Source organism: Pseudomonas sp. PSB18, assembly GCF_014596565.1.
Taxonomy (GTDB): domain Bacteria; phylum Pseudomonadota; class Gammaproteobacteria; order Pseudomonadales; family Pseudomonadaceae; genus Aquipseudomonas.
In genome coordinates this window covers 1-21,836 of record NZ_NOIN01000010.1, presented here as the reverse complement: position 1 = coordinate 21,836, position 21,836 = coordinate 1, and the positions used below count along the sequence as shown (strand labels likewise).

Here is a 21,836-nt window from a genome sequence, read left to right as displayed (position 1 = left end):
GGCTGTTTCATCCATGATTACGCTGGGCAATGCTTGCCTTAGGCTGCGCGTGACCTGGCAGTCCGGGCGAGTGCCTCGATCTGCAGGGCCGCTGCTTCACTGGCACTGTCACCGCTCGGAATCAGTGTGCGGTAGCGGTCGCAACTGGCGCGTACTTCCTGGCTGTTCAAGACCTTGTCCAGTGCCGCCGCCAGCGACTCGGCGGAGGCGGGCGGGAAGACCCGCAAGCCACAACCCAGGCGCTCCATTCGTGCGGCGTTGTCGAACTGATCGTGAGCGAATGGCGTGGCGATCTGCGGCACGCCGGCGGCCATGGCCAGGGCCGTGGTCCCGACACCACCGTGATGCACCAGCGCCGCGCTGTGGGGCAGGATGCGACTCATCGGCACGTAGCGCCGTACCAGAATCCTGCCTTCGCTGGACACTGAAGGATCCACCGGCTGGCTGGTCAGAAACACGCCGCGACGGTTGACCAATTTCAGTGCCTGAACCGCCGCGGTGAAATATTGCTCGCCATTGACCATGGTCGAACCCGGGGTAAACACCACCGGTGAAGCCTCGTTCAGGAAGTCTTCCAGTTCGGCGTCGAGCGGTTGGAGCCCGGACTCATCGAACAACGGGAAACCAGTCAGGACGGTCTGGGCAGGCCAGTCGTGTTGTACGGGGGCGAACCAGTCTGGAAACAGCCCCAGCACCCGATCAGGCGAGGAAATCCATTGGCTGATAATGCGTTTGGTCGGCGCGAGCCCCAGTTCCTGGCGGAAGCTGTTGAGCTCCGGGGCCATGACCCGGTCGAGAAATGCCCGTTCGATCACCCCCAGCAGCAGCCGTTTCACGGGATAGGGTACGAAGGCCGGCAGGTTGGCGCCTGGTGGATGGGTCGCGGGCGCGGCGGCCGACCAGAAACCGAACGGCGACACCTGCGCGGTGACCAGCGGGATACCGTGTTTCTCCTGCAGCAGGCGCGCGGAGAATGCCCACAAGGACCCCAGCATGACCGTTTCGTCGTCACAGGCCTGTTCCAGCAGCCGGTACTGTTCGCGCAGGGTGCTGGCGATGGTTTTCCAGAGGGTGGGCAATGACGTGCGCGGATGCCACAACGCCGGGTCAGCCATGACCTCGTCATATTCCTCACGGGTACCCAATGGCAAGAAGTTGAAACCACAGCGCTCGATCAACGGCGCGAACGCCGCGCTGGCGCAAAACGTGACCCGATGCCCGCGAGCCACGAGCGTGCGGCCGATGCCGACAAATGGATGAACGTCACCGGCTGAGCCGACGGCCGTAATGATCACATGCATTAAGGTTCCCTCCAGAGTGATCTTGCGGTGGTAGGCCTCCCTGATCAGCATCGATCAGAGCCCGTCCGTAGAGTCCATCTACTAAAACGGTTCAGCCTGTCGGGGGGCATTAAGCATTGGCGGGAAGCAAAAGTCTGTGGCGGAAAATGGGGACATTCGACGGTTGGTAGGCGTGCCCCTCTCAATCCAATGTGGGAGCGAGCCTGCTCGCGAAAGCGGAGTGTCTGTCATGCAGATGTTGAATGTGCCGCCGTCATCGCGAGCAGGCTCGCTCCCACAGGGGCTGGTGGTGTGTGCAAAGTCTGCGTAGACCACTCATCCAATGTGGGAGCGAGCCTGCTCGCGATAGCGGGGTGTCTGCCGCGGAGATGTTGAATGTGCCGACGTCATCGCGAGCAGGCTCGCTCCCACAGGGTCAGGTGGTGGATGCAAAGGCTGCGTACACCACTCATCCAATGTGGGAGCGAGCCTGCTCGCGATAGCGGGGTGTCTGCCACGGGGATGTTGAATGTGCTGACGTCATCGCGAGCAGGCTCGCTCCCACAGGTCTTGGGGTGGATGCAAAGGCTGCGTCCACCCCAAATCTCGTGTGGGAGCGAGCCTGCTCGCGATAGCGGTAGTCGGCCAGCGTCCATGCTGACTGACCCGCGCAACCCCGATCCTATGACATGGCGCAATCCTTCAGGGCCTGTGACATTGCCTCGCCCAACCGGGCCACGTGAGGGGCCTTGACCACGGTGTTGTGGGTGCCGGGAAGGGCGGTCACGTTCACCTGGTCATTGAGCAACCCCCGCCAGCCCAGGGTCGGGTCATTGCGTTGCTGTTCGCTCGCGGTGAACAGCGATACCTTGAGCGGGCTCGATGGGCTGACGTACGCGCCGATGGCCTGCCGCATCGCATAGGCAACCCCCAGGTGGGTACGCAGCAGAGCGGCGTCGATGTCGTGGGGCAGTTCCTCCGGTAACAGGCGGTGGGTGATGCACAGCGTCAGCATCGCGTCGATGGCCGAGTGTTGCGCCAGTTCTGTCAGTTGTCCGAGCAGGTCGGGGGCGATTTGCTCGGGGAGCCAGGCCATCAGGAACTGCGCTTCGCTCACCGCTTGTGTCGGCACCGGTTCAGGGCGTGCCGACGCGTCGATGATGCCAAGGAATTCCACGACCTCACCGCTGGCGAGCAGTTGACGGGCCATTTCATAGGCAATCAAACCACCGGCCGACCAACCGGCAATCCGGTACGGCCCTTGTGGCTGGACCTGGCGGATGCCCGCCAGGTAACGCGTCGCCATGGACGGAACGTCGGACAGCGGCGCTTCTCCGGCCACCAGGCCACTGGCGGCCAGGCCATAGACCGGAACCTGGGGATCCAGCGACGGCGCCAGGTCCCGTGCGTATTGCACCTCGCCACCGAGTGGATGCACCAGATACAGCGGCCGCTGGGAACCGCTGCGACGGATCGGCACCAGGTTGCTGTTGGCCCCCGGTCGTGCTTGCCCATCGAGGGTCCTGGCGAAACCGGCAATGGTCGGCTCGACGAACAGGTCGCGCACGGCGATGGGCTTGCCGAGTACCTTGCGCAAGCGCGAAGCCATCTGCACCGCCATCAACGAAATACCGCCGAGGCTGAAGAAGTCGTCGTGACGGCTGATGCGCTCCTGTTTGAACAGGTCCCGCCAGAGCGCCGCGATGGCGATTTCGGTATCGCCCCGTGGGGCTTCGTAAGGCAAGGCCGGGACCGGGCAGTCTTCGGTACCGGTCGGCGAGGCCACGGCGGTGAGCGAGCGCTCCAGCGGCGGCGTGTTCTCCAGCAACTGGCCGATGGACTGCTGCGGGTCGGTGACCAGGTTTTCCAGCACCTTGGCGAACAGTCCGGCGATGTTCTGTACGGTCTCCCGGTCGAACAGGTCGTTGGCGTATTGCAGGCTGCCGCCGATGCGCTCGCCATTGTCGACCAGTGACAGCGACAGGTCGAACTGAGTGGTGTTGTGCGGGCTTTCCAGGGTTTGCACCGCCAGCCCCGGCAGTTGCAGCGGCGCCGGTGGTGTGTTGTCCAGGCTCAACATCACCTGGAACAACGGGCTGTGGCTCATGCTGCGAGTCGGTTGCAGCGCACTGACCACCTGCTCGAAGGGCAGGTCCTGGTGACTGTAGGCCGCCAATGTCTGGTCCTTGATCCGTGTCAGCAACCCGTCGACGCGGCTGTCGCGCCCGGTATCGACCCTCAACGCCAGGGTGTTGGCGAAGAAACCGATCAGCGCTTCCAGCTCCGGGCGCTGACGGTTCGCCACCGGCGTGCCGACCACCACATCGTGTTGTCCGCTCAGGTGGCTCATCAACACCGACCAGCCGGCCAGCAGCACCATGAACAGCGTGGTGCCCTGGGCCTGGCTGAAGGCACGCAGCTCGGCACTGAGGGACGCCGAGAAGGCACAGTCGACGATACCGCCGGCATAGCTCTGTATCGCCGGACGCGGGCGATCCAGCGGCAGGTTCAGCAGTGCCGGGGCGCCTTCCAGGTGTTGCCGCCAGAAGTCGATCTGCGCCTGCAGCGCCGGGCCTTCGAGGGATTTGCGCTGCCAGGCGGCGTAGTCGACGTATTGCAGCGCCAGCGGTGGCAACGGGTCTTTCTGGCCTTGGGCGAATGCGCTGTAGAGCACGCTCACTTCCCGGGCCAGGACGCTGTTGGACCAGCCATCGGAGACGATGTGGTGCAAGGTCATGAACAGCACATGCTCGTCGTCCGCCAGTTGCACCAGTTGGCCGCGCATCAACGGTCCCTGGCTGAGGTCGAACAACTGCGTGGCGTTGAGTTTACCGAGGTGCTCCAACGTGGCCGTGCGTTCGTCGGCCGACATCGGGCGCAGGTCCTGTTGTTCCAGCTGGAAGCGGTAGTCGGCCGGGGCGATTTTTTGCACCGGCTCGCCGTCCACCAACTCGAAACGGGTACGCAGGGTTTCATGGCGCGCCACCAGGCGGTCGAGCGTGGCTTGTAAAGCAGCCTTGTCCAGCGAACCCGTCAGGCGCAAGGCCAGGGGCAAGTGATAGGCGGCGCCGGCCGCATGGTCCAGGTGATCGAGGAACCACAGCCGTTGCTGGGAGAAGGACAACGGCAGCCGTCCCGAGCGATTGGCCAGTGGAATCGATGCCGCCTCGTTGGGCGATGCACTGTGGACCAGCGCGGCGAGGCCTCGCACCGTCGGTGCGTCGAACAGCTCGCGCAGGGTGATCCGCGCGCCCAGCTTGCGGCGCAGCCTGGACAGCAACTGCACGGCGAGCAGCGAGTGACCGCCCAGTTCAAGGAAGCCGTCGTGACGGCCAACCTGATCCAGGTGCAGCAGGCCTTTCCAGATCTCGGCGATGGCGATCTCGGTGTCACCCAGCGGCGCCTCGTAGGCTTTGCTGGCGAGGGCGTCCTGGCCGGGTTCGGGCAGGGCACGACGGTCGAGCTTGCCGTTGGCGGTGAGCGGCAGGGCGTCCAGGTGTACGAAAGCGCTGGGCACCATGTACTCGGGCAATTCGCTCAACAGAGCGCTGCGCAGTTGCTCGGCCGGGACCGGTTCGCCGCAGACATAGGCCACCAGGCGTTTGTTCTCCGCGTCACCCTGGCTGTCCTCACGAGCGATCACCACGGCTTCGCGGATCCCTGGGCAAGCCACCAGGGCATTCTCGATCTCACCCAACTCAATGCGGAAACCGCGAATCTTCACCTGGAAGTCATTGCGGCCCAGGTATTCGAGCGTGCCATCGGCCAACCAACGACCAAGGTCGCCGGTCTTGTACAGGCGGGCGTTCGGCTCGCTGCTGAACGGGTCGGCGATGAAACGCTCGGCACTCAGCTCCGGCCGGTTCAGGTAACCCCGGGCCACGCCGACGCCGCCGATATGGATTTCCCCGGCCACCCCCAACGGTGCCGGTTCGCCCCGTGCATCCAGCACGTGGACCTGGACGTTGGCGAAGGGTCGGCCGATGCTCGGCCGTTCACCCAAGTCGCGGATCAGGTCGATGGTGGCGTCCACCGTGCACTCGGTGGGGCCGTACATGTTGTAGAAACGAATGCTCTGACAGTTGCGCAGCTTCTCCCAGGTGGCGGCGTTGATCGCCTCGCCTCCGAGCAGCACGCTCACCGGCTGGTAGCTCTGACGTTCCAGCAGGCCGGCGGCGAGCAGGGTGTCGAGCTGCGACGGGGTGGAGTCGAAGGCATGCACTTGGTGCTGTTCGAGGAAGTCCAGCAACTCGCTGCCGCTGGCGCGGATCAGTTGCGGGATGATCACCAGGCGATGACCGGAGAACAGCTGGGCAATGCCCTTGATCGACATGTCGAAGAAGAACCCGGCGTTCAAGGCAACGGTAGCCGGGGTCGGGCAGTGCTGGTGGGTGGTGCGGGTCAGCACATGCCAGAAGTTGAACACCGAGCGGTGCTCGACCATCACGCCCTTGGACTGGCCGGTGGAACCGGAGGTGTAGATCACATAGGCCAGATGGTCCGCGGTCAGGCCTGGAATCTGTGGGTTGCTGTCGAACGCCGCATCGTCCGCCGCTTGCAACGATTCCACGATGTCCAGCAGCACCACCGGCAGTTCCCCGGACGGCAGGGACAGTGCTGATTGGGTCAACAGTGCTTGGGGTTGGCTGTCCTGCAGCATGAAGGCCATGCGCTCGGCCGGGTGGGCCGGGTCGATGGGCACGTAGGCCGCGCCGGCCTTGAGCACGCCCAGCAGGCCGACGATCATCTCCAGGCTGCGCTCGGTGCAGATGGCCACGCGCTGATCGGGCTGCACGCCCAGTTCAAGCAGCTGCCGGGCCAAGTGGTTGGCGCGGCGGTTGAGCTGGCGATAGCTCAGTTGGCGCTCTTCGCAGACCAAAGCCACGGCGTCGGGGTTGGCCTGCACCTGGGCTTCGAAGAGCTGGTGGATCGGTTGCGCCGGGCCAAAATCGCTGGCGGTGCGGTTGAAGTCTTCGAGCAGCAACTGGCGTTCGTTGGCGGGCACCACGTCGAGGCTGCTGGCGAGGCGCTCGGGGGAATGTTCCAGGGCGTCCACCAAGGCGGCCACGGCCTGGCCCAGGTAGGCGGCGATGCGTTGCGGATCGATGCCGGTGATGGACTGGGCGGTCAGGGAGAAGCCGCCAGCCACATTCGCCACGGCGATTTCGATGGGGTAGTTGGTGCGGGTTTCCGAGGCGATGAAATGCATGCCTTCGTGCTCGCCCATGTCCTCGACGTTTTCTCCGGAGGCGTTCACCAGGTCGCCGTGACGGCAGTTGAGGATCACCGTGAACAGCGGCAATGAAGCGTCCACTGCGCTGCAACGCTGGGCCAGGGCCAGGGAGGCCTGTTCGTGGGTCAGCAGTTCACTCAATTGCTGGTAGGCGTCATGAACAATGTCGCTGACGGTGTGCTGCTGCAAGCGGATGCGCATCGGCAAGGTGTTGATGAACATCCCCAATGCGTGGTCGGCACCGGCGGTGCCTTGGGAGCGACCCGACAGCACCGTACCGAAAATCCCGTCGTCGCGGCCGCTGGTCGCGGCCACCACCAGGCCCCAGGCCGCATGGAACAGCACCGAGGTTGGCACCCCTTGCTGGCGTGCCGTGCGGTGCACGCGGGCACTGAGCTCATCGCCCAGGTGCTTGACCGCGCGCTTGATCCCGGCGCCGTTTCCACGCACATCCAGCACACCATAAGGCGCTGTGGTGGAATCGACGTCCGCCAGCAAGCGCCGGAAATAGGCTTCGTGGTCGGCCTGGGACACGCTGGCGGCCTGGGCGATGAAGTTACGGTAAGGCTGGGACGGCGGCAGGCTGTCGGCCTGGCCGGCCAGGACCGCCTGGATCTCCAGCATGATCAACCGCAATGTTACGTTGTCGCTGACCAGGTGGTGGTCGAGCAGCGCCAGCAACCATTGCCCGCGGGGTTCGTCCTGAATGATGTATGCGGCAATCAACGGCGCCCGCTGCAGGTCGAGGCGCAGATGATGGGTGTCGGTCGTGTCACGCAGGATCTGCAAGGCGTCTTCGCCGGGGAAGCAATCCAGGGTCACCACCGGCAGTTGCGCCTGGCGATGGACGATCTGTACCGGCTGCGGCAGGCCCTGCCAACGCAGGGCGGTGCGCAGGATATCGTGGCGGTCGATCACTACCTGCACCGCAGCGAGGAAGTCATCGAGCAACCGGCGGCGACTGAACGTCACCACTGTGCGCATCAGGTACGCATCGCCTTCGGACTGCAACAGGTGATGGAACAGAATGCCTTCCTGCAACGACGACAGCGGGTAGATGTCCTGCACATTGGCGGCGGCGCCGGGAACATCCGCGACAATCTGTTCGATTTCCTGCTGGCTGAGGGTCACCAGCGGCAGCATGTGCGGTTCGATGGCGGTGCAGTCGGCGGGAATCAGGTTCTCTGGTACGACCCGCTGCGTGTTGTTGCCGCCGGCCAGGACCGCGGCCATGGCCTTGAGGGTTGGCGCCGAGAACACCGTGCGCACGTCCAGTTGCAGGTCGGCCTGGCGCAGACGTTCGATCAGGCTGATGACCAGGAAGGAATGGCCGCCGAGTTCGAAGAAGTGGTCCTGGCGACCCACCCGTTCTACCCCGAGCAGCTCCTGCCAGGCATTGGCCAGGGTGATTTCGATGGCGCCCAGCGGTGCCTCGTAGCGCTGGCTCGCGGCGGCGGAGGCATCCGGTACCGGCAAGGCGTTGCGGTCCAGCTTGCCGTTGGTGGTCAGCGGCCAGCTCGCCAGGGTCACGAAGGCGCTGGGCACCATGTGCTCGGCCAGCACGCTCGCCAGTTGGCTGCGCAAGGCCGACGACTCCACGACGACCCCTTCATGGGCGATCAGGTACGCCACCAGGCGCTTGTCGCCGGGCTGGTCTTCACGCACGGTCACCAGGGCTTCACGGACTTCGGCGCAGGCCAGCAGTTGGGCTTCGATTTCGCCCAGCTCGATGCGGAAGCCGCGGATCTTGATCTGCGAGTCGTTGCGGCCCACATAGATCACCCCACCGTCGGCGCGGTAGCGGGCGATATCGCCGGTGCGGTACAGCCGGGCATCGGCGTGTGTCGCGAACGGGTCGGGAATGAAGCGCTCGGCGCTCAGTTTGTCGCGATTGAGGTAATGCCGAGCCACACCGGCGCCGCCGATATAGATCTCGCCATTGACCCCCACCGGCACCGGTTGTCCGTAGTCGTCGAGAATCCGCAGGCACAGGTCAGGCAATGGCGGGCCGATCAGGCTTGGCGCGCCCGCGTCGATTTCATCCTGGCTGACCGGGTAGTAGGTGGCGTGCACGGTGATTTCGGTGATGCCGTACATGTTCACCAGGCGCGTGCGGGACAGTGCCGTGCGCGCGGTCCACGGCCGCAGGCTGCGGAAGTCCAGGGCTTCGCCACCGAAAATCACTTCCCGCAGGCCGTGTTCCAGGTCGCTGCGCTCACGGGCCTCGATGAACTGGCGGAAGGCGCTCGGCGTCTGGTTCAGCACGGTCACCTGTTGCTGGCAGACCAGTGCATAGAAATCATCGGGTGAACGGGCCACTTCGCTCGGCACCACCACCAGCTTGCCGCCATAGCTCAGCGCGCCCCAGATTTCCCATACCGAGAAGTCGAACGCAAAGGAGTGGAATAGCGTCCAGACGTCGTTGCGACCGAAGTCGAACAGTTCCGCGGTGGCGTCGAACAGGCGCGCCACGTTGCCGTGCTCCACCAATACCCCTTTGGGCAAACCGGTGGAACCCGAGGTGTAGATGACGTAGGCCAGGTGTCGCGACGTCAGGCCGAGCCTGTCCGGATTGCGGTCCAGTTCCGCCAGCTCATCTGCCGTGAGGTCATCGTCGAGACGCACCACCGGCACGGCGTGCTCGGGCAGGGCGGCGAGGCACGTCGGTTGCGCCAGCAGCACCACGGGGTTGCTGTCGTCCAGCAGGTAGCCGAGTCGCTCGGCGGGATAGGCCGGGTCCAGCGGCACATAGGCCGCACCGGCCTTGAGCACCGCCAGTACCGCGCAGACCATTTCCACGCCGCGCTGGGCCAGGATCGCCACCCGGTCGTCAGGGCGCACGCCCTGGGCCAGCAGCGTCTGGGCGATGCGGTTGGCCCGGCGATTGAGGGCCTGGTAACTCAACGCCGTGTCGCCAAAGACCAGGGCAATGGCCTGGGGCTGGGCGGCGGCGCGTTGTTCGAAGCGCTGATGAATCAACGGTTCGGGGGTAAACACGGCCTTGGGCGGTAACGCCGCCGGCGAGGCCTGGCGCTGTGCGGGGCTGAGCAACGGCAAGCCGAGCACGGGCTGTTCGACATCCGCCACCATGGCTTCCAGCAGGATTTGGAAATGCTGGGCGAAACGCTCTACGGTGACGCGGTCGAACAGGTCGCTGGCGTATTCGATCACGCCGGACAACGTGCCGCCGTCATTGCCCAGGGTCAGCATCAGGTCGAACTGCGAGGTTTCATGGGCCTGGGCCACAGGCACCAGGGTCAGGCCGGGCAGGCTCAATTCGCCACCGCCTGGGGTGTTGTCCAGCGACAGGGCGACCTGGCACAGCGGGTTATGGCTCAGGGAGCGCGGCGGCTGTACGGCTTCGATGACTTGTTCGAAAGGAATGTCCTGGTGCTCGTGGGCCGCCAGGGTGGTCTGTCTGATCTGCTCCAGCAGTTGCGCCACGCTCGGGTTCTGCGTCAGGTCTACGCGCAGGGCGAGGGTGTTGACGAAGAAACCGATCAGGTTTTCGGTCTCGGTGCGGCTGCGGTTGGCGGTCGGTACACCAATGACCACGTCCCGTTCGTTGCCCAGGCGCGCCATGAGCACCGACCAGGCGCTGAGCAGCGCCATGAACAGGGTCACGTTGTGTGCCTGGCAGAACTGCTCCAAGCGCTCACGCAATGCCGGGGCGATGGTCACCGCAACGTCGCCGCCCCGGTAGCTCTGCATCGCCGGACGTGGGCGGTCGGTGGGCAGGGACAGCAGGGCCGGCGCACCTTCCAGGTGTTCGCGCCAGAACTCGGCCTGGCGATTGAGCCGTTCGCCATCGAGGGCCTGGTGTTGCCAGGCGGCGTAGTCGGCATATTGGATCGGCAATGCCGGCAGGGGATCGGGCTGCTGCTGGCTGAAGGCCCGGTAGAGGGCGGCGAACTCCTTGACCAGCACACCCACCGACCAGCCGTCGGAGATGATGTGGTGCTGGGTGATCAGCAGGATGTGTTCGTCATCGGTCAGGCGCAGCAGGCGTCCACGAATCAGTGGCCCACGGCTCAGGTCGAACGGCGCCAGGGCCTCGGTGTTGCCGATGCGTGACGCGCTGATGCTGGCCTGTTCATAGGGCAGTGCGCGCAGGTCCTGTTCGGCCAGGGCGAAGCCACAGTCCGCGGGGGCGATGACCTGCACCGGCTGCTCGCCATGGCGTTCGAAGGTGGTGCGCAGGCTTTCATGCCGGGCCACCAGGCGGTCCAGCGCGGCCTTGAGGGCAACACGGTCGAGATCGCCACGCAGCAGCAGGGCCGCCGGCATGTGATAGGCGCTGCCGGCGCCGGAATCGAGCTGGTCGAGGAACCACAGGCGTTGCTGGGCGAACGACAACGCCAGCGGCCCGTTGCGGTCGACCAGGCCGATGGTCTCGGCCTCGGTGGTGTACGGCTGACCCACCACCCGTGCCAGTTCCTCCACGGTGGGGTGGCTGAACAGCTCGCGCAGCATCAGCTCGCAGCCCAACTGCTGGCGCACCCGGGAAACCAGTTGCGCAGCCAGCAGGGAGTGCCCGCCGAGTTCGAAGAAACTGTCATGACGACCCACGCGTTCCAGGCCCAGCAATTCCTGGAAAATCTGCGCCAGGGCGGTTTCGGTGGCGCCCTCGGGGGCGGTGTAGCCGCGCTCGGACATGGCGCCCAGATCCGGCTCGGGCAAGGCCTCCTGGTCGAGTTTGCCGTTGGCCGTGAGCGGGTAGGTGTGCAGGCTGACGAAGGCCGTCGGGATCATGTAGTCGGGCAGGGTCGCGCCCAATTGCTTACGCAAGGCGGCCACTTCCAGCACCGCGCCTGCACGGGGAATCAGATAGGCGATCAGGCGCTTGCCCTGGTTCGCATCATCACGGGCCAGCACCTTGGCTTCCCGCACGCCCTCGCAGGCCAGCAGCTTGGCTTCGATCTCCCCCAGCTCGATGCGGAAACCGCGGATCTTCACCTGGGCGTCCATCCGGCCCAGATGCACGATCTCGCCGTTGTTCAGCAACTTGCCCAAGTCCCCGGAGCGATACAGCCGCTCGCCGGGACGGTACGGGTCGGCAATGAAGCGTTCGGCGCTCAAGGCCGGACGGTTCAGGTAGCCGCGGCCGACCCCCAGGCCGCCGACGCAGATCTCACCGGCCACGCCGACGGGCAGCAGCCGCTGCTGGGCGTCGAGCACGTAGGCCACGGTGGTCGGAATCGGCCGGCCGACGTTGGAGATGCCGGCGGCGATGTCGGCCGCGCCAATGGCTTTGTAGGTGACGTGGACGCAGGTTTCGGTGATGCCGTACATGTTCACCAGGGCCACATGCCCGAAGGCACGGTGGAAGGCATCGAGCTTGCCCAGCTCCAGGCTTTCCCCACCGAAAATCACGTAGCGCAAATGCGCCAGGCGCACGTCCGGCGTCGCCAGTGCGGCGGCACTGAGCTGGTGGAACGCCGAAGGAGTCTGGTTCAACACGGTCACTTGCTCGCGTTCGAGGAAGCCCAGCAACGCTGCCGGATCCCGACGCAAGGCCTCGGGCACCAGGGTCAGGCGTGCGCCATGGAGCAGCGCACCGAAGATTTCCCAGACCGAGAAGTCGAAGGCGTTGGAGTGGAACAGCGACCAGACATCCTCGGCATTGAACTGGAAGTCCGGGCGGTTGTTGTGCAGCAGGCGCACGACATTGCGGTGTTCGAGCAGCGCACCCTTGGGTTCACCGGTGGAACCCGAGGTGTAGATCACATAGCAGAGGTGCTCCGGGGTGTTGACGTGGGTCGGGTTGGCGACGCTGGCATCGACGTTGCCGAGGGTCGGATCGAGGACTTCGATACCCAGCGCCTGCAGTGACGGCGCCATGTCCTGGCGCGCGATGGCCTTGCGGGCGCCACTGTCGCGCAGCACATAGGCAATGCGCTCCTGGGGCGAGGCCGGGTCGATGGGCACATAGGCGCCGCCGGCCTTGAGCACCGCCAGGGTGGCGACGATCATTTGCACCGAGCGCTCCAGCGTGATGGCCACCAGTTCCTGGGGCCGCACGCCTGCGGCGCGCAAACGGTGGGCGAGGCGGTTGGCCTGTTCGTTGAGCTGGCGATAGCTCAGCTGTTCTTCGCCGAGGTTGACGGCAATGCGTTCCGGGGTCTGGCGGGCCTGCTCCTCGAAAATCTGCTGCAGGGTCAGGGTGTCGGGCCAGGCCGCTTCGCTGTCGTTGAAGTCGATGATCTGCCGCTGCCGCTCGGCGCTGTCCAGCAGGGGTACATCGTCGACGCGCTGCCGGGCATCCTCGACAAAGGCTTCCAGCAGGCGCACGTAGTGACGCATCAGCTGCTGGATGAACCCGGCGTCGAAGAACTCCGCGTTGTACACCACATGCCCGGCCCAGCGTTGTTCGCCAGCGCTGATCAACAGGTGCAGGTCGTTCTTGCCGTAGCCCAGGTTGCTTTCCAGGGTACTGACCGCCAGCCCCGCGGCCAGGGCGCTGGCGTCGCTGTCGCGTTGGAAGTTGAACAGCACGTCGAACAGCGCGGTGCGGCTCATGTCCTTGGCCGGATTCAGCGCCAGCACCAACTGGTCGAACTGCATGTGGCGATGACGCAGGGCCTGGGTCAGGTTGTGGCTGGTCTGTTCCCAGAGCTGTTGCAAGGTGGTGTCGCTGTCGCAGAACCCGCGCATGACCAGCAGGTTGTCCAGCGGCCCGACCACGTCGTTCAGGCCGGGCTCGCGGCAGGCGGCGGTGGTGCCGATCACCAGTTCGTCGTGGCCGGCATAGCGGCGCAGCAACGCGGTAAAGGCGCTGAGGGCCAGGCTGTCGGTGCTCACGCCGACTTCCCGGGCCAGGCTGTCGAGGCGGCGTACCAGCGACGCTTCGAGGGTGAAGGCGTGGGTCGCTTCGGCGAATACATGCACGGCCATGCGCGGCCGATTGAGCGGCAGCTCCAGGGCTTGCAGCTTGCCGCGCAACTGGTAGCTCCAGTAGGCCCGCAGGTTCTCCAGCACCGCAGCCGGGAGCTGGCGTTGCCAGGCGGCAAAGTCGCCATAGCCCAGCGGCAGGGGCGGCAGCTCGGCGTTGCGTTCGGCGCAGGCGGCTTCATAGAGGGCCAGCAGATCGCGCTTGAGCAGTTGCATGGAGGTGCGGTCGGCCAGCAAATGATGCACGGCAATCGCCAGCACGGCGCTGCGTTCGTCCGCCTGTACCAGGCTGGCACGCACCAGGCTGCCGCCGTTCATGGCCAGCGGCCGACGGGTCTCGGCCAGGGCCTGGGACGCTAGGTCGGCCGGGTTGCCCTGGATTCGTTCAAGAGGCAGGGTTGCCGGTCCGTCGAAGCACTGCCAGGCACTCGCGCCGTCGCTCTGGATCCGGCAACGCAGGATGTCGTGACGGGCCAGCAGGCCGTCGAGGGCGGTTTGCAGGGCCGATTGGTTGATCTCGCCGGTCAGTTCCAGCAGCAACGGGATGTTGTGATAGACCGGGTTGGCGTCGTACAGGTAACCGGTCTCGAAGGTGTCGACGAACCAGAGCCGTTCCTGGTGATAGGACAGCGGCATGCGCTCCGGCATCGGCGTCAGCGTGGTGATGGGCGGCAGGACCAGGGTCGGGTCCAGTTCCAATGCACCGATGCGGGTGTCCGGCGCTTCGGTGAAACACTGCAGCAGGCGTTCGAAGCGCGCCGCGAGGCGTTCGACGGTGGCGGCATCGAACAGCGCGGTGGAGTACGACAGGCTGCACGACAGGCTCGGGCCACCCTCGTCGATGTGCAGGGACAGGTCGTGCTGGGTGTTGTCCTTGCGCGACGGCAGGAACTCCAGGTCCAGCCCCGGCAGGTGCAACTGGCCGCCGGCACCGCCGGCGTTGGTGTAGAGCATGGTCTGGAACACCGGGCTGTAGCTGGCGCTGCGCGGCGGCTTGAGGGCTTCGACCACCAACTCGAACGGGGTGTCCTGGCGGCTGGAGGACTCCAGCATCAGGTCCTTGACCTGTTGCAACACCTGCTCGAGGGTCGGGTTGGCTTCCAGGCGAATGCGCAGGGCCAAGGTGTTGACGAAGAAACCGATCAGCGACTGCACATCCTGGCGGTCGCGGTTGGCGGCAACGGTGCCGATCACCAGGTCCTGCTGGCCGCTGATCCGTGCCAGCAACACCGCCCAGGCCGCCATCAGGGTCATGAACGGGGTTGCGGCGCGAGATTGGGCGAACCGGGCGATGGCTGCGGACAGTGTGGCAGGCAGGTCGAAGCCCAGGGTTTCACCCCGGTAGCTTTGCACCGCCGGGCGTGGCCGGTCGGTGGGTAGCGCGAGCAACGCCGGGGCGCCGGCCAGGTGAGCGCGCCAGAATTCCACTTGCTGGTCGAGGCGCTCGCCCTGCAGTTGACGGCGCTGCCAGGCGGCGTAGTCGGCATATTGCAGGGCCAGTGGCGGCAGCGGATCGGCTTGGCCGGCACTGAATGCCTGGTACAGCGCGGCGAATTCCTTGACCAGCAGGCCAATGGACCAACCGTCGGAGATGATGTGGTGCTGGGTGATCAACAGCCGATGCTCATCGTCGGCCAGGCACAGCAGTGTGCCGCGGATCAGCGGACCGTGCAGCAGGTCGAACGCTCGGGCCGCTTCCTCTTCCGCCAGTCGAGTGGCTTGCCGCCCGGCCTCGTCCCGAGGCAGGTGGCGCAGGTCCTGTTCCAGCAGGTTGAAGCCGCAATCGGCCGGGGCGATTACCTGCACCGGTTGTTCGCCGTCGCGGCGGAAGGTGGTGCGCAGGCTTTCATGGCGCGCCACCAGACGATCGAGGGCGCTCTTCAGCGCGGTCCGGTCGAGGGCGCCGCGCAGCACCAGCGAGGCGGGGATGTGATAGGCGGCGCTGGCCGTAGGGTCCAACTGATCGAGGAACCACAGACGTTGCTGGGCGAACGACAGCGCAAGCGGGCCCTCGCGATCCGCGCCGGTGATGTCGTCGGGAGCCGTTTCGATGACCCGTGTGGCGCCGCGCTGCTTGAGCAGGCGCAGCAGTGCGGCACGTTTCAACTGGTCGAGACTATCGTTATGTTCGTTCAATTGTTAAGCATCCTTGGAGACGATAGCGAGCAGTTCGCTTTCAGACAGCGAAGCCATTTCTTGTTGCAGGTCCATCAATTCATCCGACTCGTACTGGGCCAGTTGCAGGGTGTTGATCAGGTCGGCCAGTGCCAGCAGCGATGGGTGTTCGAACAGGCTCCTGAGGGGCACTTCGACGGCGAAGGTTTCTCGTGCCCGCAGGGTGACCTGTACCGCCAGCAGCGAGTGGCCACCGAGCTCGAAGAAGTCGTCGTGCCGACCGATCCGCTCCAGGCCCAGCAGGTCGGCCCAGATCTGCGCCAGCAGTTCTTCGGTTTCGCCGTTGGGGGCTTCGTACTCGCGGTAGGCGAAGTCCTCGCTGCGAGGCGCGGGCAGGGCGCGGCGGTCGAGCTTGCCGTTGGGGCTCAACGGCAGTTGCTCGACCACCACGAACGCCGCCGGGACCATGTAGTCCGGCAACTGCGAGGTCAGGTACGGGCGCAAGGTGCTGCTGGCGTTGCGGCCGGCCAGATGCGGCTCGACGCTCAGGTACGCCACCAGGCGCAGCGCCCCCGGGCTGTCTTCGCGAGCGATGACGGCCGCCTCGCGCACCCCCGGCAGGGTCAGCATCAGGGCTTCGATTTCGCCGGGCTCGATGCGGAAACCGCGGATCTTGACCTGCTGGTCGTTGCGTCCGAGGAAGTCGAGTACGCCGTCGGCGCGCATGCGCACCAGGTCGCCGGTGCGGTACATCCGCGCCTCGTCGTCCGGGCTGAACGGGTCGGCGAGGAAGTGCTCGGCGTTCAGTTGCGCACGGTCCAGGTAGCCCCGGGCGACGCCCGCGCCCCCCACGTACAGTTCACCCGGCACGCCGAGGGGGGCCGGCCGGCCCTGTTCGTCGAGCACGTACAGGCGGCTGTTCGGGATGGCACGACCGATCGGTACCGTGCCCTGGTCCTGGGCGGTGCAACGATGCACCGTGGCCCAGACGGTGGCCTCGGTGGGGCCGTACTCGTTGTACAGAACGATGGCCGGTTCCAGGCCCGCACATTCCTGTACCAATTGCGCCGGGCAGGCTTCGCCGGCGACGATCATCTCCCGCAGGCTGCCGTGCCCGTTTTCGCTGGCAAGGCTCGCCAACACCAGCCGGCCCAGGGACGGCACGCACAGCAGTGAGGTGATGGCCTGTTCGCCGATGAAGCGGGCGATGGCTTGCGGATCGCGAGCGGCTTCGGCCGCCGGGATGCACAAGGTGCCGCCGCTGACCAGGGTGCCGAAGATCCCCGCCACGGAGCTGTCGAAGGCTATCGACGAGAGCAACAGGAAGCGCTTGTCGATCGATGGCCCATACACCGTGCGCCGGGCCAGCGTCGAGGCGACCAGATTGCGGTGCTCGATCATCACCCCTTTGGGTTTGCCGGTGGAGCCGGAGGTGTAGATCACGTAGGCCAGGTGCGCCGGGGTCAGGCCGGTGGCATCCCAGCGCGGATCGCGGGTACTCGTCTGCGCCGCCATTGCCTGTTCGATGGCCAGGTAGCGGGTGCCTTCCTGCAACGTGCCGACGGCTGCGCGGCCGACCGGATCGGCCAGCAGCAGGCGTGGCCGCGCATCCTCGACAATCGACGCCAGGCGTTCGGCCGGGTAGCTCGGGTCCAGCGGCACGTAGGCGCCGCCGGCCTTGAGAATGCCCAGCAGGCCGCTGATCATCGCCGCGCTGCGCTCAACGCAGATCGCCACCAGATCCCCCGGCTGGACGCCGGTGGCGATCAAGTGATGGGCCAGGCGATTGGCTTGGGCATTGAGCTCGGCGTAAGTGAAGGCTTGCCGAGCATCGACCAGGGCACAGGCGTCCGGTGTGCGGAGCACCTGCTCTTCGAACAGGTGCTGGATGCACAGGTGCGTCGGGTAGTCCTCGCGGGTCTGGTTGAAGGTGTCCAGCAGCAGGCTGCGTTCCTGGGGCGGCAGCACGTCCAGTTGCGTGAGTGGAATCCGCGGCGTGTACATCAAGGCCTGGGTCAGTTGTTCCAGGGCCCGTTGCATCAGCGCACAGATGCGTTGCGGGTCCACCGCCCGGACGCTCTGTACCGTCAGCCCCAGGGCATCACCATAGTCGTTGACCGACAAGGTCAGCGGGTAGTTGGTGCGCTCGGCGCTGTTCAGGATGCGCATGCCCGGCCATTGCAACTGGCTGTCGTCGCGCTGGTGCCGATAGTTGAGCAGGGTGGTGAACAGCGGCAAGGCGCTGGGCACGTCGCTGCACCGTTGAGCCAGGGCCAGGGAGGCCTGTTCGTGGGCCAGCAGTTCGATCAGGTCGCGATGGGTCGCCAGGACCTTGTCGTTGGCGCCAGCCCCGGCCAGTTGCACCCGCACCGGCAAGGTGTTGATGAACACCCCCAGGGCCCGTTCGGCCCCCGCCGAGCCTTGCAGGCGCCCTGCGACCACGGTGCCGAACACCACATCGTCGCGTCCGGTGCAGCGGGCCAGCACTTGCGCCCAGGCCACATGGAACAGCGCCGCCGGGGTGATGCCCCGTTCCCTGGCCTGGGCCCGCAGGCGCAGGTTGAGTTCCAGGCTCAGTTGCACGCTGGCCTCTTCGATGTGATTGCCATCCCCCTGTACTTCGAGCAGGTCGAACGGCGCGGTGGGCGCATCGACATCCGCCAGCCGGCGGCTGAAGTAGGCCTCGTGGACCTGGGCCGGGGTGGCCCGGGTCTGGGCGATGAAGTCGCGATAAGGCTGCGGTGTGCCCAGGCTGTCGCCTTGTCCGTGGAGAATGGCGTGGATTTCTTCCAGGACGATTTCCAAGGTGACGTGATCGCTTGCCATGTGGTGATTGAGCAGCGCCAGCATCCAGCGTTCGGAACGCGGATCCCGGGCGATGCAGGCCCGCATCAGCGGTGCCTGGCGCAGATCCAGGCGCAGTTGCCGTGGGTCGCTCAGGGCTTCGAGCTGGCTGAGCGGGTCCTGGTGGCTGTCCAGGGTGACGCTGTGCACCGGCAGGCGGGCCTGGCGTTGCACCACTTGCACCGCCTGGGGCAAGCCGTCCCACTGCACGCAGGTGCGCAGGATGTCATGGCGATCGATCACCTGCTGCAAGGCGCCGATAAAGGCATCGAGGCGCTGGCGGTCGTCGAACTCGAGCAACGAGCGCACCAGATAGGCGTCGCCTTCGTGTCCGAGCAAGTGATGGAACAGGATGCCTTGCTGCAACGGGGCCAGGGGATAGATGTCCTGGATGTTCGCGGCGCCGCCGGGTACCGCGGCGACGATGCGTTCGAGCTGGTCCGCCGTCAGGTCCACCAGGGGCAACATGTCCGGCGTCAGGCTGCTGCAATCGGCCGGGATACGGTTGGCCGGGGCCTGGAAAGCCGTACTGGTGGTGTCGGTCAGGGCCGAGGCAAGGTCCCGCAGGGTCGGTGCGCCGAAGACGCTGCGCACGTCGGCGTTCAGGCCGTGTTCGCGCAGGCGTTCGATCAGGCTGACCGCCATCAGCGAATGGCCGCCGAGTTCGAAGAACCCATCGTGACGGCCGACCTGTTCGAGGCCCAGCAGTTGTTGCCAGATATCGGCGATAGTCTGTTCCACCGGGCCTTGCGGTGCCTCGTAGGCCTGGCTGGCGTAGGCGTCCTGATCCGGTTCGGGCAGGGCGCGACGGTCGAGCTTGCCGTTGGGGGTGAGTGGCAGCGCGTCCAGCACGACGAAGGCGCTGGGCACCATGTGCTCGGGCAGGCGGCCGAGGAGTTCGGCGCGCAACTCTGTGGCGGCCGCCGGTTCGCCGCACAGGTAGGCCACCAGGCGCTTGCCGGTCTGGTGATCGCGGGGGACGACGGCTGCTTCACGGACCCCGGCGAGGGCGGCGAGAGCGGCTTCGATTTCTCCCAGCTCGACCCGCAGGCCACGGATTTTCACCTGATCGTCGTTGCGTCCCAGGTATTGCAGCGTGCCGTCGGGCAACCAGCGGCCAATGTCGCCGGTCTTGTACAGGCGCGCTTCGGCGCGCTCGCTGAACGGGTCGTCAATGAAGCGTTCGGCACTGAGCTGCGGCAGGTTGAGGTAACCCCGTGCCACACCGACACCGCCGATGTGGATTTCGCCGGGCACGCCCAGGGGCAGCAACTGGCCGTGGCTGTCCAACACATGCAATTGCATGTTGCGGATCGGCCGGCCAATGGGGATCGACCGGTGCCGGTAGCGCTCAAGGTCGCTGTCGGCGGTGTACCAGGCAACCACGTCGCTGCACTCGGTCGGCCCGTAGCTGTTGATGATCGCCGGCCGTGGCAGCGGCAGTTTTTCCAGCATGGCGACTTGGATCGGTTCGCCACCCAGCACTACCCGTTTCAGGCAGGCCAGTGCCGCGTGCCGGTCGGCATCCACCAGGGCGTGGAAGGCGCTGGGGGACATATTGAGGTGGGTAATCCCGGCCTCGGCGATCTGGGCGACGATGGCGTTCGGGTTGAACGGTTCTTCGGCCAGGTGCAACGAGGCGCCGACCATCAGCGGGGCGAGGATGTTCTTCTGGGTCAGGTCGAAGTTATAGGACGAGGCCAGCAGCACCGCATCGCCGGCCTGGAACGCCAGGTCGTCGAGGTACCAGTCCAGCAGGTTGCGCAGGCCGCGATGCTTGACCATCACGCCCTTGGGCAAACCGGTGGAGCCGGAGGTGTAGATCACATAGGCCAGATGACCGAAGTTCAGCTCGTTCACTTGCGGGTCATGGGCCGGCTGCAGCAGCAGCGTCGGGCTGCCCAGTTCGAGGGTGGCCAGGCCTTGCGGCACCGGTAACTCGTCCAGGCCTTGCTGGCGCACCAGGGCCCGCGGCGCGCTGTCGGCGAGCATGTGGTTCAGGCGTTGCGCCGGGTATTGCGGGTCCAGCGGTACATAGGCCGCCCCGGTCTTGAGGATGCCCAGCAGGCCGATGACCATCTCCGGGCTGCGACGCGCACAGAGGCCAACGGTGTCGTCAGGCCTTACGCCCAGGGCGATCAAGCCGTGGGCCACGCGGTTGGCCTGGGCATTGAGTTCGGCGTAGCTCAGGGTTTGCCCGGCACCGATCAACGCCACTGCATCCGGCGTGCGACCCGCCTGTGCGGCGAAGACGGCATGGGGGAAGCGACTCGGGCTTTCATCCAGGGTGACGGGGGCAGGGTTGAACGTCTCCAGCAATTGCCGGCGTTGCTGGTTATCCAGCAACGGCAGAGTCGCCACCGGCTGTGTGGCGTCCTCCAGCATCCCATCGAGCAGGTGCAGCAGGTGCTGGCCCCAGCGGGCGATGGTGCTTTCGTCGAACAGGTCGGTGGCGTACTCGAACTGGCCGCTGATGGTTTCGCCGTCGTCGTTGAGGGACAGGCTCACATCGAACTGGGTGGTGCCGGTCGGCTGGGCCAGTGGGCTCAGGCTCAAACCCGGCAATTCCAAAGCCTGGTCTTGTGGCGTGTTGCCGAGCACCAGCATGGCCTGGAACAGCGGACTATGGCCGAGGCTGCGTTCCGGTTGCAGGGCTTCGACCACTTGTTCGAACGGCAGGTCCTGATGGCCGTAGGCGTCGAGGGTGGTGGCTTTGATGCGTTCGAGCAACTGCTCGACCGGGCTGTCGGCCGGCACGTCGATGCGCAGCGCCAGGGTGTTGACGAAGAAGCCGATCAGCGCTTCGGTTTCACGCCGTGGACGGTTGGCGACGGGCGTGCCGATCACGACTTCCGATTGATTGCTCAGGCGCGACAGCAGGATCGACCAGGCCCCCAGCAGGGTCATGAACGGGGTCAGGCCGCGCTGCTGGCTGAAGCGTCGCAGGCGGGCGCTCAACGGGGCGGGCAGTTGCAGTGTCAGGGCGGCGCCCTGGTAGCTCTGCACCTGGGGCCGTGGGTGGTCGGCCGGCAGTTCCAGCAGCGCCGGGGCGCCGGTGAGGTGCTCTTTCCAGAATTGCGTCTGAGCTTGCAGGCGTTCGCCTTGCAGGTGCTGCTGTTGCCAGGCGGCGTAGTCGGCGTATTGCAGGGCCAGGGGCGGCAGCGGGTCTTCGCGGTCCTGGCTGAACGCGGCGTACAGCGCGTTGAACTCACCGATCAACACCGCCACCGACCAGCCGTCGGAGACGATGTGGTGCTGGGTCACCAGCAGGATGTGCTCGTCTTCGGCCAGGCGCAGCAGGCGTCCGCGAATCAACGGGCCGGTGCTCAGGTCGAACGCGGCGCGAGCTTCTTCCTGGGACAGCTGTTCGACGGCCTGTTGCCGGGCCTCGACGTCTAGGGTTTGCAGGTCATGCTCAACCAAGGTGAAACCGAGGTCGGCCGGAGCGAAACGTTGGCGTACTTCGCCGTCCT

At 65.9% G+C, this 21,836-nt stretch carries 2 protein-coding genes and 1 pseudogene; all 3 read right to left on the bottom strand.

Annotation, left to right across the window (positions count from 1 at the left end; genetic code table 11):
• Positions 1-38: 38 nt before the first annotated feature.
• Positions 39-1,301, bottom strand: a complete 1,263-nt coding sequence (locus CGA22_RS21655; protein ID WP_041024151.1) for a glycosyltransferase — start codon at positions 1,299-1,301, stop codon at positions 39-41.
• Between the two features lie 661 nt (positions 1,302-1,962).
• A pseudogene (locus tag CGA22_RS21650) lies at positions 1,963-15,540 on the bottom strand (amino acid adenylation domain-containing protein); the annotation flags it as partial.
• 3 nt (positions 15,541-15,543) lie between these two features.
• Positions 15,544-21,836: non-ribosomal peptide synthetase (locus CGA22_RS21645; protein WP_188258701.1), on the bottom strand; the 6,293-nt coding region annotated here is incomplete at its 5' end.

Coding starts and splice junctions, on each gene's coding strand:
- CGA22_RS21655 (WP_041024151.1), bottom strand. CDS start 1,301: ATGCATGTGATCATTACGGCCGTCGGCTCAGCCGGTGACGTTCATCCA.